General features: G+C 62.9%; 22 protein-coding genes. 11 read left to right on the top strand and 11 right to left on the bottom strand.

Features of this window, described 5'->3' with window-relative positions; translation table 11 throughout:
* Nucleotides 1-82: 82 nt before the first annotated feature.
* The 9 genes from RCH06_RS10410 to glgC form a co-directional block, all read right to left on the bottom strand.
* Entirely contained in the window at nucleotides 83-817 is a 735-nt protein-coding gene (locus RCH06_RS10410; RefSeq protein WP_327081393.1) for a zeta toxin family protein, read from the bottom strand.
* Nucleotides 814-1,200, bottom strand: coding sequence for a hypothetical protein (locus RCH06_RS10405; RefSeq protein ID WP_327081392.1), 387 nt, complete (start codon nucleotides 1,198-1,200; stop codon nucleotides 814-816). Before RCH06_RS10405 ends, RCH06_RS10410 begins: the two co-directional genes overlap by 4 nt.
* Nucleotides 1,201-1,656: 456 nt before the next feature.
* Complete coding sequence (locus RCH06_RS10400) at nucleotides 1,657-1,998, bottom strand: four-helix bundle copper-binding protein (protein WP_327081391.1); 342 nt, start codon at nucleotides 1,996-1,998, stop codon at nucleotides 1,657-1,659.
* 41 nt (nucleotides 1,999-2,039) lie between these two features.
* Entirely contained in the window at nucleotides 2,040-2,498 is a 459-nt protein-coding gene (locus RCH06_RS10395) for a DUF305 domain-containing protein (protein WP_327081390.1), read from the bottom strand.
* Nucleotides 2,499-2,664: 166 nt separating this feature from the next.
* On the bottom strand, nucleotides 2,665-4,038 hold the full coding sequence (locus RCH06_RS10390) for a 3-deoxy-D-manno-octulosonic acid transferase (protein ID WP_327081389.1): 1,374 nt from the start codon (nucleotides 4,036-4,038) through the stop codon (nucleotides 2,665-2,667).
* Nucleotides 4,035-5,090: a lipopolysaccharide heptosyltransferase I gene (gene waaC, locus RCH06_RS10385; protein WP_327081388.1), complete on the bottom strand. Its 1,056-nt coding sequence runs from the start codon at nucleotides 5,088-5,090 to the stop codon at nucleotides 4,035-4,037. The genes RCH06_RS10390 and waaC overlap by 4 nt, the downstream gene beginning before the upstream one ends.
* Nucleotides 5,091-5,253: 163 nt before the next feature.
* Nucleotides 5,254-6,636 carry a phosphomannomutase/phosphoglucomutase gene (locus RCH06_RS10380; protein ID WP_327081387.1) on the bottom strand — a complete coding sequence of 461 codons (1,383 nt, stop codon included), beginning with the start codon at nucleotides 6,634-6,636 and terminating at the stop codon, nucleotides 5,254-5,256.
* A gap of 141 nt (nucleotides 6,637-6,777) precedes the next feature.
* Entirely contained in the window at nucleotides 6,778-8,274 is a 1,497-nt protein-coding gene (gene glgA, locus RCH06_RS10375; protein ID WP_327081386.1) for a glycogen synthase GlgA, read from the bottom strand.
* A complete protein-coding gene (gene glgC / locus RCH06_RS10370; RefSeq protein WP_327081385.1) occupies nucleotides 8,271-9,539 on the bottom strand; it encodes a glucose-1-phosphate adenylyltransferase in 1,269 nt (422 codons plus the stop codon). The genes glgA and glgC overlap by 4 nt, the downstream gene beginning before the upstream one ends.
* A 225-nt stretch (nucleotides 9,540-9,764) precedes the next feature.
* Between glgC and RCH06_RS10365 the strand changes: the two genes are divergently transcribed.
* The 8 genes from RCH06_RS10365 (at nucleotide 9,765) to RCH06_RS10330 (ending at nucleotide 20,442) form a co-directional block, all read left to right on the top strand.
* Nucleotides 9,765-12,197, top strand: a complete 2,433-nt coding sequence (locus RCH06_RS10365; RefSeq protein WP_327081384.1) for a glycogen/starch/alpha-glucan phosphorylase — start codon at nucleotides 9,765-9,767, stop codon at nucleotides 12,195-12,197.
* 152 nt (nucleotides 12,198-12,349) lie between these two features.
* Entirely contained in the window at nucleotides 12,350-14,569 is a 2,220-nt protein-coding gene (gene glgB, locus RCH06_RS10360) for a 1,4-alpha-glucan branching protein GlgB (protein WP_327081383.1), read from the top strand.
* A complete protein-coding gene (glgX, locus tag RCH06_RS10355; protein ID WP_327081382.1) occupies nucleotides 14,566-16,686 on the top strand; it encodes a glycogen debranching protein GlgX in 2,121 nt (706 codons plus the stop codon). The genes glgB and glgX overlap by 4 nt, the downstream gene beginning before the upstream one ends.
* Nucleotides 16,687-16,871: 185 nt before the next feature.
* Nucleotides 16,872-18,371, top strand: a complete 1,500-nt coding sequence (gene malQ / locus RCH06_RS10350) for a 4-alpha-glucanotransferase (RefSeq protein WP_327081381.1) — start codon at nucleotides 16,872-16,874, stop codon at nucleotides 18,369-18,371.
* 102 nt (nucleotides 18,372-18,473) lie between these two features.
* The gene (locus RCH06_RS10345) at nucleotides 18,474-18,674 is read left to right on the top strand and encodes a hypothetical protein (protein WP_442799638.1); all 201 of its coding nucleotides are present in this window, start codon (nucleotides 18,474-18,476) and stop codon (nucleotides 18,672-18,674) included.
* A 121-nt stretch (nucleotides 18,675-18,795) separates the two neighbouring features.
* The gene (locus RCH06_RS10340; RefSeq protein ID WP_327081380.1) at nucleotides 18,796-19,320 is read left to right on the top strand and encodes a methylated-DNA--[protein]-cysteine S-methyltransferase; all 525 of its coding nucleotides are present in this window, start codon (nucleotides 18,796-18,798) and stop codon (nucleotides 19,318-19,320) included.
* 17 nt (nucleotides 19,321-19,337) lie between these two features.
* Nucleotides 19,338-20,267, top strand: coding sequence for a DMT family transporter (locus RCH06_RS10335; protein WP_327081379.1), 930 nt, complete (start codon nucleotides 19,338-19,340; stop codon nucleotides 20,265-20,267).
* A gap of 10 nt (nucleotides 20,268-20,277) precedes the next feature.
* On the top strand, nucleotides 20,278-20,442 hold the full coding sequence (locus tag RCH06_RS10330; protein ID WP_327081378.1) for a hypothetical protein: 165 nt from the start codon (nucleotides 20,278-20,280) through the stop codon (nucleotides 20,440-20,442).
* Nucleotides 20,443-20,457: 15 nt separating this feature from the next.
* Here RCH06_RS10330 and RCH06_RS10325 read toward each other — a convergent pair whose 3' ends face one another.
* Nucleotides 20,458-21,117, bottom strand: a complete 660-nt coding sequence (locus RCH06_RS10325) for a DUF1345 domain-containing protein (protein WP_327081377.1) — start codon at nucleotides 21,115-21,117, stop codon at nucleotides 20,458-20,460.
* Nucleotides 21,118-21,188: 71 nt separating this feature from the next.
* Between RCH06_RS10325 and RCH06_RS10320 the strand changes: the two genes are divergently transcribed.
* The 3 genes from RCH06_RS10320 (at nucleotide 21,189) to RCH06_RS10310 (ending at nucleotide 25,366) form a co-directional block, all read left to right on the top strand.
* Nucleotides 21,189-21,641 carry a potassium channel family protein gene (locus RCH06_RS10320; RefSeq protein ID WP_327081376.1) on the top strand — a complete coding sequence of 151 codons (453 nt, stop codon included), beginning with the start codon at nucleotides 21,189-21,191 and terminating at the stop codon, nucleotides 21,639-21,641.
* Nucleotides 21,642-21,704: 63 nt separating this feature from the next.
* Nucleotides 21,705-24,398 carry a DEAD/DEAH box helicase gene (locus RCH06_RS10315; protein WP_327081375.1) on the top strand — a complete coding sequence of 898 codons (2,694 nt, stop codon included), beginning with the start codon at nucleotides 21,705-21,707 and terminating at the stop codon, nucleotides 24,396-24,398.
* A gap of 20 nt (nucleotides 24,399-24,418) precedes the next feature.
* A complete protein-coding gene (locus tag RCH06_RS10310) occupies nucleotides 24,419-25,366 on the top strand; it encodes an SWIM zinc finger family protein (protein ID WP_327081374.1) in 948 nt (315 codons plus the stop codon).
* Nucleotides 25,367-25,704: 338 nt separating this feature from the next.
* Here RCH06_RS10310 and RCH06_RS10305 read toward each other — a convergent pair whose 3' ends face one another.
* Complete coding sequence (locus RCH06_RS10305; RefSeq protein WP_327081474.1) at nucleotides 25,705-26,115, bottom strand: carboxymuconolactone decarboxylase family protein; 411 nt, start codon at nucleotides 26,113-26,115, stop codon at nucleotides 25,705-25,707.
* Nucleotides 26,116-26,194 lie beyond the last annotated feature (79 nt).

The following is a 26,194-nucleotide window of genomic DNA, read 5'->3' as shown; positions in this document are numbered from 1 at the left end:
CAGCGCATGCACCGCCTGAGCTGACGGGCTAAAAGGCTTTAAATTCTGGCCCTGTCGCGCAGGGCTTGAGACACTCCGCAGTTCAGCGCAGTTCAGCGCCGCAAACCACATCCATCCATTGCTTGATCAAGGGCGACGGCGTGCGCTCGGCGCGCGTGTCGAAAATGACGTTGGCACCCATTTGGATTCTCACCACCGAAAAAGCCTGCTTCAACCCGAGGCTGTTGTCGGCCAGGATGGCGGCGTCCGTCAGCGCCAAAGCATGGCCGATGGCTTTTTGGGTGCGCGGAAAACGCGCCTTCAGTTTCTTGATGTCCACGTTGTGACCACCAGCGGCCTTGCGCGAGGACACGCGGGCCATCGACAGGCCGACATGGCCCAGGCCAACAAAGATCAAGAGCACAAAATAGCCGGCATTCTGCAATTCCTGAATCGTCTCCAGCTTGCTTGAAACGGTGCCATCTGCATGTTCTTTCCAGTAAGAAAAAACCGTTTCGGTGGCAAACGGAACGCCCTGGGCCATCGCCTGCGCCACAAAAGACTGGACGCCCTTTTGCGCCACGCCCATCCAGGCCTCGTCCTTGTCCCGAAGCGCCACCGCCCACGCCGGAAACGGTGCATCCGGAAGGATGGACAACATCATCCGGTCGGCGTTGATCAGGGGAATCTGCAGCGTGTTGGCCAGATGCTCGTACCACAAGGTCGATTTGCCTGACCCGTTATGGCCTGCCAGGACAATGGCCAAAGGTTTGCCGGACGCCTGCTGTTGGGCAATCACCGCATTAATGGCAGCTGAAAGCCTGGCTTTGCCCGTCATGCTTTCTTGGCGGCTTTCGCTTCATTGGCGGCGCCAAGCTGGCGGGTGTTTTTTGAAATCCGGAATTTACCGCTGGTGAACGTGCCGAAGGTTCTGATTCCGTCAACTTCGCGGATGATCAGATCAGGATGGTCTGAGCTGCCAAAGTAAAGCGGCTGGCCTTTGGGACGGGAAATTTTCACGCCAGACTTGGCAAGGGCCGTCTTGGCTTGCCTCAAGGCGGCCTGGCCGGCTTCAATATTGCGCTGAACCACGCTGGGTGTCGGGGGCGTCACCTTGACGGTGACAGCGCCAAAAGTGACAGAGGTTTGCGACGGCTCCGGCTGCGCCATCACCGCAGCGTGCGAGGCGCGCTTATTGCACAAGGCTGATTCAATTTGCATGCTGGCTCCACGGGCTGACTGTTCAAGTCAGTTTATCACCGGCCTAAAACCCGATGTCATGCGCGGTATTGGGGGGTTGACGGCCCATTGAGCCGGAAACCCAAGCTGGCGCACTGACAGCGCGGGCAGGTTTGCCAGGCTGTAGCCGCTCTTTAATCAATAGCTGCCAGCGCACGTCCATCATGCGCAAGCGGCCTAGAATGCTTGAAAATAGCAACAACCCCGCTTATCGAACGTGACCTTCACCCGGCTCTACGGCATCACCGCTACCGCACTCACCCACGTGCTGCGCAGCTTCAAGGTCATGGCCAACAAGCGCCCCGAATACCTGATGCTGCTGACTTGAACGCGAAGCGGGAAGCTATCACTCCCCGCATCTTGAGAATCCGTCATTCCCGCGCAGGCGGGAACGACAAAATCCTGACGTTGAGCCGCTGTAAAAATACAGGCAGGGGCTCAGGCTGGTGCCATGGCGCTCATACGGCGGCATTCCTCGGCGCAGCGGTGACAGGCTTTGGCGCATTGGCGGCAGTGTTCCATGTCGTGTTTGGCGCACTCGTCACCGCAGGCCTGGCAGATGTCGGCACAGACCGCGCAGACCGCGCGGGCGTGTTCGCTGCCGCGCGCCATCATGGCAGCGGCTGTAGCACAGAGTTGTGCGCAGTCCATATCCAGGGCAATGCAATGCGCCATCATTTTCACGTCTTGTTCCTGCAGGCAGGCGGCGGCACACTGGTTGCAGGTCACGACGCATTGTTGGCAAGCCTCGATGCAGGCGCTGTACAGCTCATTAGTCATGGGAATCTCCTTGGGGTTGATGAAAGGCAAACGCGGATACTTCAGGGCCGGCGGGTGTTCTCCAGCTCGCGAATGAGTGCGGCCATCTGGGCAATTTCTTCACGCTGGGCACGGACGATGCCTTCGGCCAGCTTTTTAACGCGCGGATCCGTCAGGTGCGCCCTTTCGCTGGTCAGGATGGCAATCGAATGATGTGGAATCATGGCCTTCATCCAGGACACGTCTTCAATGGTTTGCTGGCTGCGCACCAGATAAAGCGACACGCCAAAAACTGCCGCAGCCCCCAACACAATAGTCAGATTGGTCTTTTTGTCTGGGTACATGCCGGCCATGAAGGCCAGCATCACCAGCGTCATGGCCGCACCCATGATGAGCGCCATGTAGGCGCGGGTCTCGCTCCAGTACACATGATCCAGGCTGTAGGTATTGAGATACATCAGACCCAACATTAACGCTGTTGAGGTCACGATCATCAAGGCGAACTTTGCATATCTGGACATTGAAAATTTCCTTCTCTATGCAAAACCGCCAGGCACCGGGCGCATCATGCAGGTTGTCAAGGGCAAACCAAAAGGCGTCTGGGGAGGCGACGTCGAAGCCTTAAGCCTATTCAGATATAACGCGCCTGCACATCATTTTTTGACCCACACTGCTGTCAGCGACCGCCTACGCGTCGGCCGCAGCGCGGTCTGCCTGGAGGTAGCGCCGCAGCGCCGCCAGCGTGCTGGCCGTGGCGCCCCGGTGGCGGGCGGCAAAGGCCAATCCTGCCTGCGCGGCTTGCGCGGCGCTGGCCAGTGGGGGCGAACCAGTGATCAGACTCAAAGCCGCCTCAACGCCCTCAGCCATGTCGGCCACGCGCAGCGCAGCGCCTTCGGCTTCGGCCAGCGCGGCGGCCTCCAGAAAGTTGAAGGTGTGCGGCCCCATCACGACCGGGCAGCCACAGGCGGCAGCCTCAATCAGGTTTTGTCCGCCCAGCGGCGCAAAGCTGCCGCCCAGCAAGGCCACATCGCTCAGGCCGTAATACAGTGCCATCTCGCCTAGCGAATCGCCGAGCCAGACATCGGCTGTCATGGCTTCTTTGCTGTCCATCGGGCTGCCGCTCCATTGCGAGCGGCGCGACACGCGCAGGCCGTGCTGCACGGCCAGCGCGGCCACTTCGTCAAAGCGCTGCGGGTGGCGTGGAACGATCAGCGCCTTGAAGGATATTGGCGATGATGTCGCTACTGAATTCATAGCTACTTGCGCCCGTGCAGCGTGCACAAGAGCGCTTATTTGCTTGAGAAACTCGTTTTCTTCGCCTTCCCGCGAGCTGGCGAACATCAGCACCGGCTGCGCCAGCGTTTCGCGCCATCGTTGGCCTTTTTCGAGTTGGACGGCGTCGGGCGTGGCGTCGAACTTCAGGTTGCCAAACACGCCAGCGACCGGCGCGCCGAGCTGGCGAAAGCGCCCCGCGTCTTCTTCGGTTTGCGCGTACACCGCCGACAGCGCGCCATAGGCGGGCAGCGACAAGGCCGACAAGCGCAGCGCCTGCTTGAGCGATTTGGCCGACATGCGGCCATTGACCAGCACCAGCGGCATGCCGCGCTTTCTGGATTCGGCAACGGCGTTCGGCCAGATTTCGGTTTCCATCAACAGGCCCAGGCGCGGCTTGAAGTGGCTGAAAAACCGCGCCACCGCCGCCGGGCTGTCCCACGGCTGCCAGACCTGCACGTCACCCGGCTGGCCGATGGATTTGAGCAGCGCCCGGCCCTCTTCGCGGCCCGTCGCCGTGCCGTGCGTCAGCAGCAAACGCAGCGCCGGATACTGCGCGCGCAGGGCTTTGAGCAGCATGGCGGCGGTGCGGGTTTCGCCCAGCGACACGGCATGCACCCAGACCAGCTCGGACGCGGCCTCAAGCGGCTGCGTGTAGTAGCCGAAGCGTTCATCGACCGCTTCCAGGTAACCCGGTTCTTGCTGCCCCCGGCGCGCCAGTTTGCGGCGCAGCAGCGGCTGGCCAAGCGTCACCGCCACCGAATACAGCGCGCGCGCCCACTCACTCATGCGGCGCGGCCATCGGTTTGCAGGGCGGGGCCGGCGTTCGACGCTTCAAGGCAACCCAGCCAGGCGTTCCAGACGGCGTCCACTGTCGGCGCGGGCTGGGCAAACACGCTGACCTGCCGGCCGCTGGAGGCATCCGGCCCGGTGCGCCAGGCGGTGTCGAAGTTGTAAAGCTGCACATGCGGCAAATCGAGCGCCACGGCGATGTGGCTGACGCCGCTGTCCACGCCGATCACGCCGCCGCATTGCGCCAGCTCGTGCGTCAGCGCATCGAGCGGCAACAGCGGCCAGACGATGGCGTGGGTGCCATCGCTGGCATTCAGCGCATCGGCAATTTTCTGGCTGGTGGCTTGCTCTTTGGCGCTGCCAGCGGGCAACGCAATTTGCCAGCCCACGGCATTCAAGCGCTGGCCCAGGGCAGTCCAGTGCGCCAGCGGCCATTCCTTGTCCGCGCGGGAGGTGCCATGCACGAACGCCACCCGTTTTTTGATCGCTATGTTTTCAATAGCTGCTTGCGCCCGTCCAGCATGCGCATCAGGCTGATTTAACCCAAAATCCAGGCTGGATGGCAACGTGTAGCCCAGCGCAGCGGCCGCCAGCTCGCGGGAACGCTGCACGGCGTGGATGTGCGGCGTGATGCTTATCGCCACGTCAGCCACCCAGCGCGTGGGCGCTTCATAGCCGGAACCGTCGGTCTGGTTGCCCAGCGCGTAACGCTTGCCGCCAGGCGCCAGCCGGGCCAGCCGCGCCACCACGGCAGATTTGGTCAGGCCTTGCAGGTCGATGACCGCGTCGTAGTCGGTTTGCTGCAGGTCGGCTTTGAAGGCGTTCCACTGCTGGCGCGTGACCGCTGACAGCGGCGACTTGCGCCAGCGCCGGATTTCGCACGGAATGATGCGCCGCACGCCGGGGTGCAGCGCCACGACGGGGGTAAACGATTTTTCAACCACCCAGTCGATGTGCGCGCCCGGCAGGGCCGCAAGAATGTCCTGCACCACCGGCAGGGCATGCACGACATCGCCGAGGGACGACAGCTTGACGAGAAGGATTTTCACAAGATACGCAGGTTCGGGGACGCCCGCGCACTGACCCTCCGCCGGCGCGGGAGGGAACAGGATTTCTTGCACCCTCTCCCGTTGGGAGAGGGTGGGGGTGAGGGACAGCGGTGAATCAGAAAATGGCCGTCGCAAGTCATTGCACGGCCTTGCTGCGCAGAGTTCAATGCGCGGGCGCGGCAAACTCCGCGTCGGGCTTCACGCTGCGCAGCAGCACCAGCATGTCGGCCTGGATGCGGTCCAGCGCGGCTTGCGTCTGGCCCTCGAAGCGCAGCACCAGCACCGGCGTGGTGTTGGAGGCGCGGATCAGGCCGAAGCCGTCCGGCCAGTCCACGCGCACGCCGTCGATGGTCGAGATTTTGGCCGGTGCGTCGAAATGCGCGGCCTTGACGAGCGCGGCCACGGCCGTGTGCTGCTCGCCTTCGGCGCACGGCACGTTGAGTTCGGGCGTGCTGAAGCTGGTCGGCAGGCTGTTGAGCAGCGCGCCGGCGTCGGGCGCCTTGCTGACGATTTCCAGCAGGCGGCAGCCGGCGTAGGTGCCGTCGTCAAAACCGTACCAGCGTTCCTTGAAGAAGATGTGGCCGCTCATTTCGCCACCCAGCGGCGAATCGACTTCCTTCATCTTGGCCTTGATCAGCGAATGGCCGGTCTTGTACATCAGCGGCACGCCGCCAGCGGCTTCGATCTCGGGCGCCAGGCGCTGCGAGCATTTCACGTCATACACAATCGTGCCGCCCGGCACGCGGCTCAGCACGTCGCGCGCGAACAGCATCATCTGGCGGTCGGGGTAGATGTTCTGGCCGTCCTTGGTGACGATGCCCAGGCGGTCGCCGTCGCCGTCGAAGGCCAGGCCGAGTTCGGCGTCGCTGTCCTGCAGCGCCTTGATCAGGTCACGCAGGTTTTCGGGCTTGCTGGGGTCAGGATGGTGGTTGGGAAAGTTGCCGTCAACTTCGCTGAACAGCTCGGTCACTTCGCAGCCGATGGCGCGAAAAATAGCCGGGGCCGTCGCGCCGGCAATACCGTTGCCGCAATCAACCACCACTTTCATGGGCCGCGCCAGCTTGATGTCGGACACGATGCGCGCCTGGTAAGCAGCCGTTACGTCTTCGGTACGCACGCTGCCGCCGTCTTTCAGCGCCCAGATTTCGGCTTCCATCATGACGCGGATGGCCTGAATGTCGTCGCCGTAGATGGCGCGTCCGGCCAGCACCATCTTGAAGCCGTTGTAGTCTTTCGGGTTGTGGCTGCCGGTGACCTGGATGCCCGAGTGACACAGCGTGTTGGCCGCAAAGTACAGCATCGGCGTGGTGACCATACCGACATCAATCACTTCAATGCCAGCGGCGGCCAGGCCGCGCATCAGTGCAGCGCTGAGCGACGGGCCACTGAGCCGGCCATCGCGGCCCACGGCCACGGCAGTTTCGCCCTGCCCCAGCGCAATGGTGCCAAAGGCCTTGCCAATGCCTTCGGCGACGGCTTCGTCAACCGTGCCGGGCACGATGCCGCGAATGTCATAGGCCTTGAAAATCGATGTTGCTACTTGCATGGGATGACTCCTTTGATGAGGGTTGCCGGCAAGACCTTGCCAGCATGCGTGAAGGTGACTTGAAAGGGAGGAAATCTGAAAAGAATTCTATACAGAGCTATACAAGGCATTTAGCCGGGGCTGCCAGCAAAGTCGAAGCCGTCACAGGCTGGTCTTGACATCTAACGCCGGAGAAACCTCTTGCACCACATCGCGGTAAAGCGCCATGTAGTGGGTGGCGGCCAAATCCCATGAGAAATTCTGCGCCATGCCGCGCGCCATGATCTGACGCCATAAGTCAGGCCTTCGGTAGGCGCTGATGGCGTTTTGCAGCGCATCGGCCAGCGCCACGGGCGTGGCCGGGCCAAACATGAAGCCGGTGGCCTGGTCGTCCAGCAGCGCTGCATGGGTGGCGTCAACCACTGTATCGGCCAGGCCACCCACCTGCCGCACCACGGGCACGGTGCCGTAGCGCAAGGCGTAGAGCTGCGTCAGGCCGCACGGCTCAAAACGGGACGGCACCAGAATGGCGTCTGCGCCGGCCATGATGCGGTGCGCCAGCGCTTCGTCGTACGCCAGCCGCACCGCGACACAGCCCGGATGCACCGCCGCTGCGTCCACGAACGCGGCCTCCAGCGCCGGGTCGCCATTGCCCAGAACGACCAGTTGCGCGCCGCCCGACTCCGCCACACCCAGCAAGGAAGGCAGCGCATCGATCAGCAGGTCGAGGCCTTTTTGTGACGTGAGCCGGCTAACGACACTGAACAGCGGCGCGCTGGCCTCCACCGTCAGGCCGAGCTCCTGCTGCAAGGCGGTCTTGCACAGCGCCTTGCCGTCGAGCGCCAGTATCGAATACGGCGCGGCAATCAGGCGGTCGGTGGCCGGGTTCCAGACCGCGCCATCGACGCCATTCAGGATGCCGGACACGTCGGTTCCACGGGCGCGAATCACGCCGTCCAGGCCGCAGCCGAAGGGTTCGGTGGCAATTTCACGGGCGTAGTTCGGGCTGACGGTGGTGATGCGGTCGGCGTATTTGAGGCCCGCTTTCATAAACGACAGCTGGCCATGAAATTCAAGTCCCACCGGCACCATCAGGCGCGACGGCAGGCCGAGCAGGTGAAAGTCGTCCTGGGTAAACAGGCCCTGGTACGCCAGGTTGTGAATGGTGTACACCGTGGCCGCGCGGCTGGCCGGATGGCAGGCCACATAAGCGCAGGCCAGGGCGGCATGCCAGTCGTGGGCGTGCAGCACGTCAGGCGTCCAGTCGAGGTCCAGCTCGCCTGCCGCCAGGTGGGCAGCGACCCAGCCCAGCAGGGCAAATCGCTGCAGGTTGTCGGGCCACTCGTGGCCATTTGGCATCAGATACGGGTTGCCTGGCCGCTGGTACAAATAAGGCGCGTCAATCACATAGGCCGCCACTTGGTTGTGCGCCATTTGCCCCAGGCGCAAGGTGACGCGGCCTGCGCCAAAAACCGCACCCAGGTCGCACACTACCTGGAGCGCGTTCATGCCTTTGAGGATGGCGGGCAGCCCCGGCAGCACCAGGCGCACGTCGGCGCCTGCTGCTATCAGCGCTTCGGGCAAGGCCCCCAGCACATCGGCCAACCCGCCGGTCTTGACGAGCGGAAATACCTCGGCGGCAGCGTGCAGGACTTTCATGCTGCGATCTTGGCGAGCATGGAAGCGGTGACCAGCGTGATGCCGTTGGCGCTGCGGTGAAAGCGCTGGCCGTCGAGTTCGGCGTCCTGGCCAATCACCAGGCCGTCGGGAATGGTGCAGCCCCGGTCCACGATCACACGGTTCAGGCTGGCACCCCGACCTACTTGCACGCCAGGCAACAGCACAGACCAGTTGACCTTGGCGTAGGAATGCACGCGCACGCTGGAAAACAGCACCGAGCGGAAAACATATCCCGAGACAATGCACCCGCCCGAAACGGTCGATTCAATGGCTGTGCCGCGCTGGTCGTCGTGGTTGTGGACAAACTTGGCCGGCGGCAGCTGCGCCTGGTAGGTCCAGATGGGCCAGTGGCGGTCGTAAAGATTGAGTTCCGGGTTGGTGGCAGTCAGGTCGATATTGGCTTCCCAGTAGGCGTCGATGGTGCCCACATCGCGCCAGTAAGGCTCGGCCACATCGCTGGACGGCACGCAGCTGAGGGCAAAAGGATGTGCCGCCACCTGGCCGTTTTTGACGGCGCGCGGAATGATGTCCTTGCCGAAATCGTGGCTCGACGACTCGTCGGCCATGTCGCGCTCAAGTTCCTTGTAAAGGTATTGCGCATTGAAAATGTAGATACCCATACTGGCCAGCGACATGTCCGGGTTGTCGGCCATGCCCGGCGGGTCGGCCGGCTTTTCAAGAAATTCGGTCACCATGCTGTTTTCATCGATGGCCATGACGCCGAAGGCGCTGGCTTCTCTGCGCGGCACGGCAATGCAACCGACAGTGCAGTCGCGGCCCTTGGCCACGTGGTCGGCCAGCATCAATGCGTAGTTCATCTTGTAGATATGGTCACCGGCCAGCACCACGATGTAGTCGGCGTCGTAGCTCTCCAGAATGTCATGATTCTGGTACACGGCGTCAGCCGTGCCCCGGTACCAGCTTTCGTTGTCGTTGCGTTGCTGGGCGGGCAGCAGGTCAACGAACTCGTTCATCTCGCTTTTCAGGAAAGCCCAGCCGCGCTGTAAATGCCGCAGCAGGCTGTGCGACTTGTACTGTGTGATGACGCCAATGCGACGGATGCCGGAGTTGAGGCAGTTGGACAACGCAAAGTCGACGATACGGAACTTGCCGCCAAAATAAACCGCCGGCTTGGCCCGGCTGTCGGTCAGGTTCATCAGGCGGCTGCCGCGTCCGCCGGCCAGCACCAGGGCCACGGCCCGCTTGGGCAAATCAAGACTTTGGGCAAGTTCGTTGGGTTTCATTTTTTCCTGGCGATGGCGGGTTATGAAGGAGATTCCATCTTAATGCCGGGGCTTGTAGGAATATGCTGATTTTCAGCCGTTCGCAAGCGTTATCAACACCGAAGCTGGCGCTGTCAGATGCCGCCAGCGCGTATTTTTGCGCATGCGAAAATCGGCGAAACTCGGCGCTTGGCGCGCTCCTTGCACCTGCCAATGTCTGTCTGCCGCACTTCAAAGGACTCTTTCGTGAACTCCATCGCCCCGATCGCCAAACATGCACTGGCAGCCCAAATCGAAGAGCATCTGCTCAGCACCGTCGGTGTGGCCTCTGAAAACGCCACGCCCACCGACCTGATGCAGGCCGTGGCGCAGGTGGCGCGCCAGCAGCTGTCCCGGCGCTGGGTTGAAACCCAGGCGCAACAGCGAGCCGACAAGGCGCGCCGGGTGGTCTACCTGTCGATGGAATTTCTGATGGGCCGCACGCTGTCCAACGCGCTGGGCGCGCTCAACCTGACCAGCGGTGCAGCACAGGGTCTGGTGCAGCATGCGCAAACCCTGGAAGACGTGGCCGACCGCGAACCTGACGCGGCGTTGGGCAACGGCGGACTGGGCCGGCTGGCGGCGTGTTTCCTGGACTCGATGGCCACGCTGGGCCTGCCCTCGTTCGGCTACGGCATCCGCTATGAATACGGCATGTTTGCACAGGACATCCAGAACGGCGAACAAATCGAATACCCCGACCCGTGGCTGCAAGACGGCACGCCGTGGGAATTTCCGCGCGCCGGCATCACCTACCCGGTGCGTTTTGGCGGCTGGGTCGAGCATGTCAACGGCACGCCGGTCTGGCGTCATGCCGGCGAAGTGGCCGCCAAGGCCTACGACATGGTCGTGCCCGGCCACGGCACGCCGCTGGTCAGCACGCTGCGGCTGTGGAAAGCTGTGGCGCCCGCGCACATCGACCTGAATGCTTTCAACACGGGTGACTACGCGAGGGCGGCGACCGCCAAGAACGAATTCGAGAATATCTCCTGGGTGCTTTACCCCAACGACAGCACGCCCGCCGGGCGCGAGTTGCGGCTCAAGCAGGAATACTTCTTTGTGGCCGCGTCAATCCAGGACTTGGTCAAGCGCCATCTGGACGAACACCCGAACCTGGACAACCTGGCCGACCAGGTGGCGATTCACCTGAACGACACGCACCCGGCCATCGGCGTGGCTGAATTGATGCGGCTGCTGTGCGACGAGTACGCCATGCCGTGGGGAGAAGCCTGGGCGCTGTGCGGCAAAACCTTTTCGTATACCAACCACACCCTGATGCCCGAGGCGCTGGAGACCTGGCCGGTCAGCCTGATCCAGCATGTGCTGCCGCGCCACCTTGAAATTATCTTTCGCATCAACAAGGAATTTCTGGAAATGGCGGCGCTTCACCGCCCCGGCGACGACGGGTTTTTGGCGCGCTTGTCACTGATTGACGAGCACGGCGAACGGCGCGTGCGCATGGCGCATCTGTCGGTGGTCGGCAGCCACAAAATCAACGGCGTGTCGGCGCTGCATTCGGATTTGCTGGTGCAAACCATCTTTGCCGACTTTGCCGACCTGTGGCCCGAGCGCTTCACCAACATGACCAACGGCGTGACGCCCCGGCGCTGGCTGGCGCAGGCTAACCCCGCACTGTCTGCGCTGCTGGACAGCACACTGGGCAAAAGCTGGCGGCTTGATCTGGAGCAACTCAAGCGGCTCGACAACTACCGCACCAACGCTGCCTTTCAAGGCAAATTCATGGCCATCAAGCGCGGCAACAAAGCCCGGCTGGCGGCTTACATCGAGAAGACGACCGGCGTCACCGTCAGCCCCGACAGCCTGTTCGATGTGCAGGTCAAGCGCATCCACGAGTACAAGCGCCAGCTGCTCAATGTGCTGCACGTCGTCACCCGCTACCAGGCGATTTTGGCGAACCCGACGGCCGACTGGGTGCCGCGCACGGTGATTTTTGCCGGCAAGGCGGCGTCGAGTTACCACACGGCCAAGTCCATCATCCGGCTGATTCACGATGTTGGCAGTGTCATCAACAACGATGCGCGCATTGCAGGCAAGCTCAAACTGGTGTTCATTCCCAACTACGGCGTGTCGGTGGCCGAAGTCATCATGCCGGGCGCTGACCTGTCAGAGCAAATATCGACTGCCGGCACCGAAGCCTCTGGCACCGGCAACATGAAACTGGCGCTGAACGGCGCGCTGACCATCGGCACCGACGACGGCGCGAACATCGAAATTCGGCAGAACGTGGGCGACGACAATATCTTCATCTTCGGCCTGAAGACGCCCGAAGTGCAGGCGCTGCGGCAAAGCGGCTACCAGCCCCTGCGCCATTACGAAAGCCAGCCAGACCTCAAAAACGTGCTGGATGCGATTGCCGGCGACCAGTTCAGCCCCGAAGAGCCGGGCCGTTACCGGGCGCTGGTCGATTCACTGCTCTGGGGCGGCGACCATTACTTGCTGCTGGCCGACTACGAGTCGTATGTCGCCACCCAGGGGCGGGTCGATGATTTGTACCGCCAGCCGGCCCAATGGTGTGAACGGGCCATTGCCAACGTGGCGGGCATGGGCGCGTTCTCGTCCGACCGTACCATCCGTGAATACGCCCGGCAGATCTGGAACATCGAGCCGGCTGCGCACTAACCCCAGGCAGCGTTTTTCCTGCTCAGCCACATGCAGCCTGCACCCCTCCCCGTGTCATTCCCGCGCAGGCGGGAATCCAGCGCCACAGGCCCGACCTTCTGGATTCCCGCTTTCGCGGGAATGACGGTTTGACCGCATCCGAGAACCTTTTCATGCTGAACCCGCTTGATGTTGAATTGATCTGCACCGGCCGCCACGGCGACCCGTTTTCGGTGCTCGGCCCGCATCCGCAGGACGGCGGCGTGTCGATCCGCGCTTTCCTGCCCGGCGCCCGGCAGGTGGAGGTGGTCGATGCCGAGTCGGGCCAGTTGCTCGTCCGGCTTGAAAAGCAGCATGACGCCGGCTTCTTCGAGGCCCTGCTGACCACCACAACAGCAACAGCAACACCGCAAACGCCAGCGGCGCCGCTGCTCTACAGCCTGCAAGTGCAGTGGGGCAACTACCAGACCACCTGGGTGGAAGACCCTTACCGCTTCGGGCCGGTGCTGGGCGAGATGGATGTCTGGTTGCTCAGCGAAGGCACACATTTGCGTCCCTACGAAATTCTGGGCGCCAACCCGCGTCAGATGAACGGTGTGGATGGCACCAGTTTTGCCGTGTGGGCGCCCAACGCCGCCCGCGTCAGCGTGGTGGGTGACTTCAATAACTGGGATGGCCGGCGCCACCCGATGCGTTTCAGGCGCGAGTGTGGCGTCTGGGAGATTTTTTTGCCCGGCGTGGAAATGGGCACCCGCTACAAGTTTGAAATCCTGGCCGCCGACGGCCAGCTGCTGCCAGCCCGCGCCGACCCGTATGCGCGGCAGGCTGAGTTGCGCCCGGCCACCGCCAGCATCGTGGCTGCCATGCCCGCGCGCACGCCGCCCTCAGAGCCGCGCAAGCAGGCCAACGCGCTGGATGCGCCGATGAGCATTTATGAAATCCACCCGGGTTCCTGGCGGCGCATCCATGACCACGAGACTGGCCTGCATCGCTGGCTGACCTGGGACGAAATGGCCGAGCAGCTGGTGCCGTATGTGCAGGACATGGGTTTCACGCACATTGAACTGCTGCCGATCAGCGAATATCCGTTTGACGGCTCCTGGGGTTACCAGCCCGTCGGACTGTACGCCCCGACCGCGCGTTTTGGCGATGCCGACGGCCTGGTGCGCTTCATCGCGTGCTGCCATGCGGCAGGCCTTGGCGTGCTGCTCGACTGGGTGCCGGCGCACTTTCCGACCGATGCGCACGGCCTGGGCAACTTTGACGGCACGCCGCTGTACGAATACGCCGATCCGCGTGAAGGTTTCCACAACGACTGGAACACGCTGATCTACAACCTGGGCCGCACCGAGGTGCGCAACTTCCTGATCGGTAATGCGCTGTACTGGCTGGAGCGTTTCGGCATCGACGGCCTGCGCGTCGATGCGGTGGCGTCGATGCTTTACCGTGACTACAGCCGAAAGCCGGGCGAATGGATTCCCAACATTCACGGCGGCCGCGAAAACCTGGAAACCATCGCTTTCCTGAAACGCATGAACGAGGTGATCGGCACCGAGCGGCCGCAAGCCGTCACGATGGCCGAAGAGTCGACCTCATTTCCGGCCGTGTCGCGCCCCACCTCTGCGGGCGGGCTGGGCTTTCACTACAAATGGAACATGGGCTGGATGCACGACACGCTGCAGTACATGGCGCGCGAGCCGGTGCATCGCCAGCACCACCAGAACGAGCTGACCTTTGGCCTGAGCTACGCTTTTACCGAAAACTTCGTGCTGCCGATTTCGCATGACGAAGTGGTGCATGGCAAAGGCTCGCTGCTGGGCAAGATGCCGGGCGATGCATGGCAACAATTTGCCAACCTGCGCGCCTATCTGGGCTTCATGTTCGGCCATCCGGGCAAAAAGCTGCTGTTCATGGGCTGCGAATTTGCGCAGGTGCGCGAATGGAACCATGACCAGAGCCTGGACTGGCATCTGCTTGACGACCCGCAACACGCCGGCGTGCAGCGGCTGGTGCGCGACCTGAACCAGCTTTATAAAGCCTCGCCAGCGCTGTATCAGCTCGATTTCGTACCGGCCGGTTTTGAATGGATAGACCATCAAGATGCCGCGCATTCGGTGCTCAGCTTTGTCCGGCGTGGGCTGGACGCGAGCACCTTCGTGCTGGTCGTGTGCAACTTTACCCCCGCCGTGCAGACGGCCTACCGCATCGGCGTGCCGCAGCCCGGCGACTACCGCGAGCGGCTCAACACCGACTCAGAACATTACGGCGGCAGCAACGCCGGCACGCCGCTGGGCATGGCGAAGGCAGAGCCGGTCGGCTGGCAAGGCCACGCGCAGTCCATCGTGCTGACGCTGCCGCCCCTGGCAACCGTTTTTTTGGAATGGACAGTATGAACACGAATGACAAAATTCTGCCCGGCAAGCCCTGGCCGCTGGGCGCCAGCTGGGACGGCCAAGGCGTCAACTTCGCTGTCTTTTCAGCCCACGCCTCGGCCATTGAGCTGTGCCTGTTTGACGACGCCGGCACGCTGCAAACGCGCTGCGAATGCCTGCCCGGCCACACCGGCGACATCTGGCACGGCTACCTGCCGAACGCCGCGCCGGGTCTGATTTACGGCCTGCGGGCACAGGGCGAATGGCAGCCCGAGAACGGCCACTTTTTCAACCCGAACAAGCTGCTGCTCGACCCGTATGCCCGCGAAGTGGTCGGCACGTTCGAGTGGCGTAGTGAAAACTTTCCGTATGTTCACCCCAGCCCGCCGGACAAACCGCCCGAGCAACCACCTGCGATGGATGGCCGTGACAACGCTGCCGGCGCACTGAAGGCGCGGGTAGTGCAAGAGGACAATTTCGACTGGTCAGGCGACCAGTCGCCCGCTGTGCCGCTATCCGACACGGTGCTTTACGAGGCCCACGTCAAGGGCTTTTCCAAACGCAACCCGGCAGTGCCCGAAGCATTGCGCGGCAGTTATGCCGGCTTGGCCGACCCGGCTTCGGTGGCGCATCTGAAGCGCCTGGGCATCACCAGCATCAGCTTGTTGCCGGTGCATTACGCGCTGGACGAAGAGCGGCTGGCCGGCATGGGCTTGTCCAATTACTGGGGCTACAACTCGCTGGCTTTCTTTGCGCCCAACGTGCGCCTAGCGTCGCAGCAAAATGGCGTCAACCCGCGCGACGAATTTCGCAGCATGGTCAAGGCGCTGCATGCCGCAGGCCTGGAAGTCATTCTGGACGTGGTCTACAACCACACCGCCGAAGCCGACGGCGGCGGCGCGTCCATCAGCTTTCGCGGCCTGGACAATTCCAGCTACTACCGCCTGAGCGCCGAGCCGCCGGTCGGCTTCGAGAACCACAGCGGCTGCGGCAACACGCTCGACATCCGCCAGCCTAGAGTCCTGCAACTGGTGATGGACAGCCTGCGCTACTGGGTCAGCGAGATGCATGTCGATGGTTTCCGCTTTGACCTGGCACCGGTGCTGGGCCGGGGCAGCGAAGGTTTCGAGCGCGAGGGCGCATTTTTTACCGCCGTGGCGCAAGACCCGGTGCTGTCACGCGTCAAGATGATTGCCGAGCCGTGGGACATTGGCCCCGGCGGCTACCAGGTCGGCGGTTTTGCCAAAGGCTGGCTGGAGTGGAACGACCATTTCCGCGACGGCATGCGCAGCTTCTGGCTGCAACCGGGCGAGCAGGCCACCTCGCTGGGGGACTTCGCCCGTCGCTTGTGCGGCTCGGCCGATCTTTACCAGGGCAGCGGACGGCCGCCAGGCACTTCGGTGAACTACCTGGTGTCGCACGACGGCTTTACGCTGGCTGACTTGGTCAGCTACAACGAGCGCCACAACGAGGCCAACGGCGAAGAAAACCGCGACGGCCACGGCAACAACCTGAGCAACAACTGCGGCGCCGAAGGCCCGACCGACGACGAAAATATCAACCAACTGCGCGGCCGCATGCAGCGCGCCCTGCTGGCCACCACGCTGCTGGCGCAAGGCACGCCCATGCTGTGCGCCGGCGACGAACTCGGCCACAGCCAGCAAGGCAACAACAACCCGTATTGCCAGGACAACGAGATCACCTGGATCGACTGGTCAAAAGCCGACGACGCGCTGATCGACTTCACCGCCTGGGTGCTGTCGCTGCGCCGGCAGCTGCTGCCCTTGGGCGACCAGTGGTACAGCGGCCAGAGCGACACGCACGGCCTGCACGACCTGCACTGGCTGAACGGCAACGGCGAAGTGCTGCAAGACCAGGATTGGGGCAACAACAGCGAGCGCGTGCTCGGCTGCCTGATTGGCCAGCCGGGCAAGGCCGTCGCGCCGCTGTTGCTGCTGGTCAACCCGGACGCCGAAGACCGCGACTTCATGCTGCCCGCCGGTGTCTGGCAGGCCGTGCTGGACACCAGCGATCCACGCGGCGCGACCCGCTGGCAAGGCCAGGGCGAAGCGCCCGTGAAGCTGGCCGCGCACAGCCTGATGCTGTTGGTCGCTGCCGGCACAGAACTGCAGTTCTAGAAAAATCCCGTTGCGCTTTCACCCTGGCAACCAGAAAATGCGCAAAGTAGCAGCCAAATTTGCTACTGAATCAATAGCTGCTTGCGCATGCACCACCTGCACAAGCGGCCTGTTTAATGCTTAAACCCTGATTTCTGGCCACGGCGAGCAACAAAAGCCTTCTGCATTTTTTAAATGGACACCCCATGACTTTTCCCCGCGCCAGCGGCGTGCTGCTACACCCCACTTCATTGCCCGGCCCGCATGGCAGCGGCGACTTTGGCCCGGCGGCCTACCACTTCGTCGACTGGCTGGTCGCAGCCAAACAAACGCTCTGGCAAATCCTGCCGCTGGGCGGCATTGGCCCCGGTAATTCGCCTTACATGAGCAGCTCGGCCTTTGCCGGCAACCTGCTGCTGATTGACCTGGCCGAGTTGCAGCAACGCGGCTGGCTGAGCGAAGCCGACTTGTTGCCAGACGCCAGCTTCAACGACGACCGCATTCAGTTCAATGCTGTCGTGCCGTGGCGCATGGTGCGGCTGCAACAGGCGGCGGCACGCTTTGCGCAAAGCATCAGCGCGGCAGACCAAGTGGATTTTGCCGACTTCTGCCTGCACCATGCCGGCTGGCTGGAAGACTACGCGCTGTTCATGACGCTGGACGAACTGCACGGCGAATGCGACTGGAGCGACTGGCCGGCACCGCTGGCGCGCCGTGATGCCGCCGCCTTGCAACAGGTTTTCGCCGAACACGCCGAGCGCATCAGCTTCTGGAAATTCGGCCAGTGGTGCTTTTACCGGCAGTGGAAAAACCTGCGCGCCTATGCCAACGAACGCGGCATCAAGATCGTCGGCGACGCGCCGATTTTTATCGCCCTGCAAAGCGCCGAAGTCTGGGCACGGCAGGAACTGTTCGAGCTGGACGAGTTTGGCCGCACGCTGGTGGTGGCCGGCGTGCCGCCCGACTTTTTCAGCGCCAGCGGCCAGCGCTGGGGCAACCCGCTGTACCGCTGGAGCGCCCATGCGGCAGAGGGCTATGCGTGGTGGATCGAACGGGTGCGGCGCATTTTCGAGCTGGTCGACATCGTGCGCATTGACCATTTCCGGGGTTTTGCCGGCTACTGGGAAATTCCGGCCAGCGAACCCACCGCCATCCGGGGCCGCTGGCTGCCCGGCCCTGGCGCGGCGCTGTTCCACGCGATTGAAGCCGCGCTGGGCGAATTGCCCATCATTGCCGAAGACCTGGGAATCATCACACCCGACGTGGATGCGCTGCGCCATGAATTCAGCCTGCCCGGCATGCGAATTTTGCAGTTTGCCTTCAACGAGGACGGCGACAACACCAACGCCTATTTGCCGCACAACTTCGACATCAACACCGTCGTCTACACCGGCACCCACGACAACAACACCACGCAGGGCTGGTGGCAGGACGCGTCACCCGCCTTGCGCCAGCAAGTGCTGGACTACCTGGGCGCTGAAAACGACCATGACATCCACTGGCAGATGATTCGCGCCGCCAGCGCCAGCGTCGCCAACACCGCCATTCATCCGCTGCAGGACGTGCTGGGCCTGGGTGCTGAGCACCGCATGAACCTGCCCGGCCAGGGTGAGGGCCACTGGGAATGGCGTTTCAGCTGGGCGCAGGTGCAGCCCGGGCATGCCGAGCGGCTGGCCCGGTTTGGCAGGCTGTACCGGCGTGAGTAAATGGCCGGGCAAGGGAATCTGTGACTTGTCCGAAAACGGCTGGTCCCACGCCCTGTCCGCCCTATCATGGCCGCATGACGACACAAACCGCCCTGCTGGCAAATGCTGGGCGTGCAGGCGCTCAAGGCGCCGGCCAGGGAAGCCAAAAAGGCATCGCTGGCCTGGAAACCGTGGCGCAGCTATGCCATTCGTGCCTGGAGCGGCTGGCTGGACGCTGGCATCGTCGCAACGCGGTCCATCCTCGCGCCAGCAGCAAGCGCTGTCATTCCGGGCTTGACCCGGGATCCATCAATGAGCGATTAGACGCGCCATGGAACTGCCAGCCGTTTGCCAATCGGTCCTGGTTTTGGGCACTGTGGATTGCGGGTCGAGCCCGCAATGACAAAAAAACTTTGCCAAACAAGAGACACTTCAGGACATCACCATGAAATTTGACAAATCCATCGTCCAGACCAACATCCCGAGCCCGCTGGGAACCATCACCATCGCTGCCTCCGCCAAAGGCCTGACCGGGCTCTGGTTTGCTGAAGGCCAGCGCTATCTGCCCACTGATCTCACCGGATCAGCAGCCTGGCCCGAAAACGCCGATCACCCGCTGCTCAAACAGGCCAGCCAGCAACTCGGTGAATATTTCGCCGGCCAGCGCAGCCGGTTCGATGTGCCACTGGACCTGCGCTGCGGCACGGCTTTCCAGCAATCGGTGTGGCAGGCGCTGCTGGCTATTGCCCAGGGCGAAACCGTCAGCTACGGCGAAGTCAGCCGCCGCATTGGCAAGCCGGCGGCGGTGCGGGCCGTGGGCGGCGCTGTCGGACGCAACCCGGTCAGCATCATCGTGCCCTGCCACCGCGTGATGGGAAGCAAGGGGACGCTGACCGGCTACGGCGGCGGCTTGACGCGCAAAACCGCCCTGCTCCGACTTGAAGGCGCGCTGGCGGAGCGCCTTCTTTGAACACCCGGTCTTCTGCAATGAGCACGCCCGCCGGCGTTGCAGCGGCCAGACCGAAAAGCTGGATCACTGACTTCATGCTGCTGGCTGCCATCTGGGGCTCGTCTTTTCTTTTCATGCGCATGGGCGCGGTCGAATTCGGCGCGCTGCCGACTGCTGCCGTGCGGGTGGCGATTGCGGCACTGTTCCTGTTGCCGCTGGTGTGGCTGCGCGGCTTGCTTCCAGTGCTGCGGAAAAACTGGAAACCGGTATTTTTCATCGGCCTGCTCAACTCGGGCATTCCGTTTGCCTGCATTGCGTTTGCGCTGCTCTCCATCAGCACCGGCTTGTCGTCGATCCTGAATGCCACGGTGCCCATGTTTGGCGCGCTGATTGCCTGGATCTGGCTCAAGGACAGGCCCACGGCGTCGCGCATTCTGGGGCTGGTGATCGGTTTTGCCGGCGTCGCGCTGCTGGCTTGGGACCAGGCCACCTTCAAAGCCGGCAACCCGGGCGTGGCGCCGGGCTGGGCCGTGCTGGCGAGTCTGCTGGCCTGTGCCTGCTACGGCATCTCGGCCAGTTTCACCAAACGTTATCTTTCCGGCCTGCCGCCGCTGGTCACGGCCGCTGGCAGCCAGATCGGCGCCACGCTGGGGCTGGCCTTGCCGGCGCTGTGGCTATGGCCTGCACGCATGCCGGGCGCGTCGGCCTGGCTGGCGCTGCTGGCTGTGGGCGTGGTCTGCACCGGCATCGCTTACATCCTGTTTTTCAGGCTGATTGAAAATGCCGGCCCGGCGCGCGCGCTGTCGGTGACGTTTGTGGTGCCGGTGTTTGCGGTGCTGTACGGTGTGCTGTTTCTGGGCGAGTCGGTCACGCCATGGATGGTGGGCTGCGCCGGCGTGATTGTGGGCGGCACGGCGCTGGCCACCGGACTGCTGAAGCTCGGGCGGGACCGCACCCCGGCACGATGAAAGGCACAGCATGAGTTCTGCACGCAAGATCAAACTGAAGCTGAAGGCGCCAAAACCGCGAAATCCGCTGGTGGCAGCGGCCATCCAGCGCAAGGCAGGCGCGCACCGCAAGTCGGCATCGGCCCTGCGGCACGCAGAAAAGCAGGCACTGAAAAAACAGCTGCGCGAGGGCTGACCCAGGCCGCCCGGCCTATTGCAAGGCCCCGGCCACCACATTGATGCTGAGCGCCAGCACCAGCATGTTGAAGCCAAAGGACAGCACGCTGTGGACCAGCGTGAGCCGGCGCATCTCGCGCGAAGTCACCTGCACATCCGACACCTGCGAGGTCATGCCGACCGCATGGGCGTAATACAGAAAATCGAAATAATCCGGGTCCAATCCGCCCGGAAATTCCAGGCCCGGCCCGTCGGGCTCATTGAGCTTTTCTTCCTGGTAGTAAGTGTGGGCGTAGTGAAACGCAAACATGGTCTGGATGAACAGCCACGAGGCAATCAGCGCCACCACCGACACGGCGATGTGCAGCGTTCGCTCGACGCCTGTCAAATCCTTTCCGTGCTGCATCATGACCACAATGGCCGCGACGCAGGCCATCGTGGCCAGCAGCATCAGCAAAAACAGCACCGCGTTGGGTTCGTCCTGCGCCTGCGCCCGTTCGCGGGTCCGTCTGGCGTCAAACCGCTCGCACAGCCACCAGGCCAGCGCCAGGTAAACCGCCACGCCCACGCTCCACCCCAGCAGGCCGCGAAACTGCCAGACCAGTGGCAGTGGCAACGCGGCGGTTGCCAGACCTGCCAATAAACCATAAAGCAGGCGCTGCGGGCCGTTGGTCTCCGAGGGATGTTTGCGCATGGCCCCGATTGTGGCCCGAGCCGGCACCGGACAATAATCAGGGCCCGAATCTGCCCGACCGACCGATCGCCATGCCCTTTAAAAAAAGCCGGAAAAAAGTTCACATTGCCCGCCGTGGCGTTTTTTATTCGCTGATTCTCTGCGGGGTGATCCTGCTGCTGGGCGGTGTCGGCTTCTGGTTGCTGGACCCGGGTGTGGAAACGATTGCTGACGGTCTGTGGCTGGCCTTCACCACGGCGGCCACCGTGGGCTATGGCGATATGGTGCCCAGCACCCACGCTTCGCGCATGTTTGCCGTTTTGGTGGTGTTGATGGGGCTGGCGGTGCTGTCGCTGGTCACCGCATCCCTGGCGGCGATTTTTGTCGAGAAAGATGTCGAGGAAGGCGAAGAACGCCAGATCGAGCACGAACTGATGCGCGAGATCAGGCACCTGCGCGAAGATGTGCAGCGCCTGCGCCAGGAAATTGCGGGCCATAAAACGGTGCAGCCCGTGCTGGCCGCGCCTGATGCAGACGCAAAATAACCGCTTTTTACCGAATCAAGGTGCGTGCCTTCTGCAGGCGACTGATTGACTGACTGACTGGACATGGACTCATCGAACACCCCCGCCCACCTCGCGCCGCAACTGACACCCCGAGGCCACCTGCTGGCCGCCCCGCAGAACGATGCAGCGCCGCTGGCCGACGACCTGCGCCAGACCCTCGTGCCGTCTTTTGCGCTGGGCAGCGGTCATGGCCTGCTGCAACTGGGAAGCACGCAGGTCGGTCGCGTCCTGCCGCCCGCCTGGGCCTGGTGGCGGGATGTGGCTGTGCGCTATGTCACCGCCCTGTGCGCCACGCCCGAGGGCGGCGACATCGCGGTCGCCACGCCCTCGGCCGATGAGTTCACGCGACTCATCGCCGACACGCCGCCCATGACGGGCGCGGAATACCTGACGCCCGAGGTGCTGGCCGTGTTGTGGCAGGCAATCGATGCCGCCCTGCGCCAGGAACTGACCGCCGCCCGGGTGCCGCTGCAGGAGTTCCTCAAGGCACGCCATCCGGCCTGGAATCTGGTCGGCCGTGTGCATTTCAACCTGGCGGAAAACCGCAAGGACCCGGACGCGCCGTTCGCCTTTCTGGCCACCTACACCGCGCGCCTGTCGGTCCATGGCAAGGCGCAGCACCAGCCGCTGTCGCAAGCGCTGGCGGAATTTTCCGGCGGCCGCAGCCGGGCGCAACTGCTGTCCCTGCTGCTGCCGGTGCAGCGTGCCGCAGAGCACTGCGACTGGCTGCGCGAGATGGTCGAGGCCGGCGACATTTACCACCCGCTGCGCTGGACAGCCGCCGAGGCCTACCGCTTTTTGACCGATATGCCGAAGCTCGAAGCCGCCGGCATCATCGTTCGTGCGCCTGGCGTCTGGCGCTCGGGCCGGCCGGCGCGTCCGGTGGTGAAAGCCAGCATCGGCACGCGTGTGCCTTCCCTGCTGGGCAAGGATGCGCTGCTGGACTTCAGCATGGAAGTTTCCCTGGATGGCGAGAGCCTGAGCGAAGCCGAGCTGGATGCCTTGCTTGAGGGCGGCGACGGCCTGCAGCTGATTCGCGGCCGCTGGGTCGAGGTGAACAAAAAGGCGCTCGAACGCATGCTGGAGAGATTCAAGGCGATCGAGCAGGCCGCGGCAGAAAACGGCCTGCCCTTTGCCGAAGCCATGCGTCTGGTGGCGGGCGCGTCCATGGAAGAAACTGGCGACGGCCTGGACGCAGACTGGTCACAGCTGGTGGCCGGCCCATGGCTGGCCGAAACCTTGCAGGGTTTGCGACAGCCCGAAGGCCTGGCCCGGATCAACCCGGGAGCAGAACTCAAGGCCAGCTTGCGGCCCTACCAGCAGGCGGGCGTGCAATGGCTGTATCTGCTGACCCGGCTCGGGCTGGGCGCCTGCCTGGCCGACGACATGGGGCTGGGCAAGACGATTCAGGTGCTGGCGCTGCTGCTGGTGCTCAAGCGCGAAAGTGCCGCATCGCAACGCCCCAGCCTGCTGGTCGCGCCCGCTTCGCTGCTGGCCAACTGGGCGGCGGAAGCCGAGCGTTTCACCCCCGGCCTGCGCCTGCTGATTGCCCATCCGTCGGCGATGGCCACCGCCGATTTCAAGGCGCTCAATGCGGCGCAACTGGAGGGCGTTGATCTGGTCATCACCAGCTATGGCGCGCTGCTGCGCCAGCCGGTGCTGCAGGACTTTGACTGGCGGCTGGCCGTGATCGATGAGGCGCAGGCCATCAAGAATCCGGGTGCCAAGCAGACACGGCAAGTCAAGAAAATCAAGGCGCAGTCACGCATCGCGCTGACCGGAACGCCGGTCGAAAACCGCCTGTCTGATTTGTGGTCGATTTTCGATTTCACCCACCCCGGCCTGCTGGGAACCGACAAGGTATTTGCCAAATTCACCAAGCGGCTGGCGGCAGCCGAGCATTTTGGCCCGCTGCGTGCGCTGGTTCAGCCCTACATCCTGCGCCGCCTGAAGACCGACAAGCGGGTGATCAGCGACCTGCCAGACAAGACCGAACTCAAGGCCTGGTGCCTGTTGAGCCCGGTGCAGGCAGCGCTCTACCAGCAGTCGGTGCAAGACCTGGCCGATGCGCTCCAAGACACCGAAGGCATCGGCCGCAAGGGCGTGGTGCTGTCCTTTTTGATGCGCTTCAAGCAGATCTGCAACCATCCGTCGCAATGGCTGGGCGACGCGGCTTGGAACCCCCAGGACAGCGGCAAGTTCGCTCGTCTGCGCGAACTGGTCGAGGTGATTGCCGCCCGGCAGGAAAAAGTGCTGGTCTTCACCCAGTTCCGCGAGACGACCGAACCGCTGGCGGCTTTTTTAGGCAGCATCTTTGGCCGCGAAGGTCTGGTGCTGCATGGCGGCACGCCGGTGGCCAAACGCCGCGAGCTGGTCAGGCGCTTTCAGGAAGATGAGCAGACGCCATTATTCGTGCTGTCGCTCAAGGCCGGCGGCGCGGGCCTGAACCTGACGGCGGCGTCGCATGTGATTCACTTTGACCGCTGGTGGAATCCGGCTGTGGAAAACCAGGCGACTGACCGCGCTTTTCGCATCGGCCAGCAGCGCAACGTGCTGGTGCACAAATTCGTCTGCCAGGGAACGGTCGAAGACCGCATCGACCAGCTGATTGAATCGAAGCAGCAACTGGTCAAGGACGTGCTGGAGGGCGGCGCAGAACTGCTGCTGACCGAGATGAGTGACCGGGAATTGCTGGACCTGGTCAGGCTCGACATTCACGCCGCGCAGGAAAACTGATCATCAAGGAAAGAAAAAATATGAGCTATTACGGATGGAAACCCTATGTGCCGGTCGCCGAGCGGCGGGCGAAAGCCGAAAAGGCTGCCGCCAAGGCCAAAAAAGCCGGCGCCACCCTGACGCCGATCGCGCCTTTTCGCGGCGCCATCGTCAAGACCTTCTGGGGTAAAGCCTGGTGCGACAACCAGGAGCATTACAGCGACTATGAAAGCCGGCTGCCGCGTGGCCGCACCTATGTGCGCAACGGTTCGGTGATTGACCTGCAGATCACGCCGGGCGAGGTGCGGGCGCAGGTGATGGGCTCCAGCCTTTACGCAGTCACCGTCAGCGTGACGGCGGTGCCCGAAAAGCAATGGAAAACGATCTGCACCGATTGCTCAGGCTCGATTGATTCGCTGGTGGAACTGCTGCAGGGCAAGCTGTCGAACGCGGTGATGGAGCGCATCTGCAAGCCGGGCACTGGCCTTTTTCCGTCACCCAAAGAGATCACATTCAAATGCAGTTGCCCGGACTGGGCGTCGATGTGCAAGCATGTCGCTGCCGTGCTTTATGGCATAGGCGCGCGGCTAGACGAACAGCCGGAGGTGCTTTTCAGCCTGCGGCGGGTGGAGGCCAAGGACCTGGTTCAGCAAGCGGAGGCGGGTTTGAAGCCTTCCGGCAAGCGCATGGCGCCCGGCAAGGTGCTCGACGATGCGCTGCTGGCCGATGTGTTCGGCATCGAAATGGCCGAAGTTGCGCCGCCCGTCAAGCCGACTGCCGCCAAGGTTGCGGCGAAGAAAGCGGCCAGGCCGGCGAACGCCACACCCCGAAAAGTGCCCCTGGCGACAAAAACTGCGGCTGGCAAAAAAGCGGAAACCGGCAAAGTGGCTGTCCCTGAAACAAAGGTGGCGACTTCAGCGGCAACGCCAAAAGCCGGGACAGTCGCAACAAAGCGTGCCCGCGCGCGACCGGCGAAGGATAAGGGATAAGCCCGGCTGAGCGCCTGCAGGGCTGGTCAAACTCTTGCAGGTCAGCTTGCAGGAGAATGAACACGGCAAGGTATTGCATCGCAGATGCGGCAACACCAATCAAACTGAAAACTGAAAACTGAAAACTGAAAACTGAAATCGCCAATGAGAAAGCCGTTGCAAACAAATATTTGCAACGGCTTTTTCATATTATTGGCGGAGCGGACGTCGCTAAAAAGACTGTAGTCGGGCAATCAGGACGGTTTTAGGCATGGCGTTGACTCCGTATGTTGTTGACGCTGACAGGCCAGCGCAGCCTAGGCCCATTGAGCCGATAGACCCATACGCCTGCGTTCGATTTACCCGATCTTGTAGGCGGCGAATCGCTCGTCGAGTTCGGTGCCGAAAGCGTGGTTGGAGTAGTTGCTCAGCACCTTCACTGAGATGGCCAGGACGATGTAGAGCACGTCTTTTTCGGAATAGCCAGCTCGCAAGTAGGCGTCCAGCTTGTCTTGGCTGGGCCGCCCGTTCGCGCGAACCATTTCCTGGGTCAACGCATAAAGCGCGGCCAGCTTGGCATCGGGGATGGGTGTACCTGATCGGATGGCGGAAAGCACGGGGGATGGCACACCTGAAACCTTGTCGGCGATCATGCTGTGCGCCGCTGCGCAATAAGTGCAGCCGTTAGCCTGGCTGACGGCCAGGAACACCACTTCCTGTTCGACGGAGCTAAAGCCCGACTCGCCGCGAAAGAGTAAGCGTCCGCCCAGTACCCGTATTGAAATTCAAGACTCAGTCTGGTGGAGCCACTGGTTGATTTCGGCCACGTCGAATGCGGCAGGGTCAAAC

The organism is Polaromonas sp. CG_9.5, assembly GCF_035984465.1.
Classification (GTDB): Bacteria; Pseudomonadota; Gammaproteobacteria; order Burkholderiales; family Burkholderiaceae_C; genus Polaromonas.
Note: the sequence above shows the minus strand (reverse complement) of the source record. Positions and strands in the feature narration are given on the sequence as shown.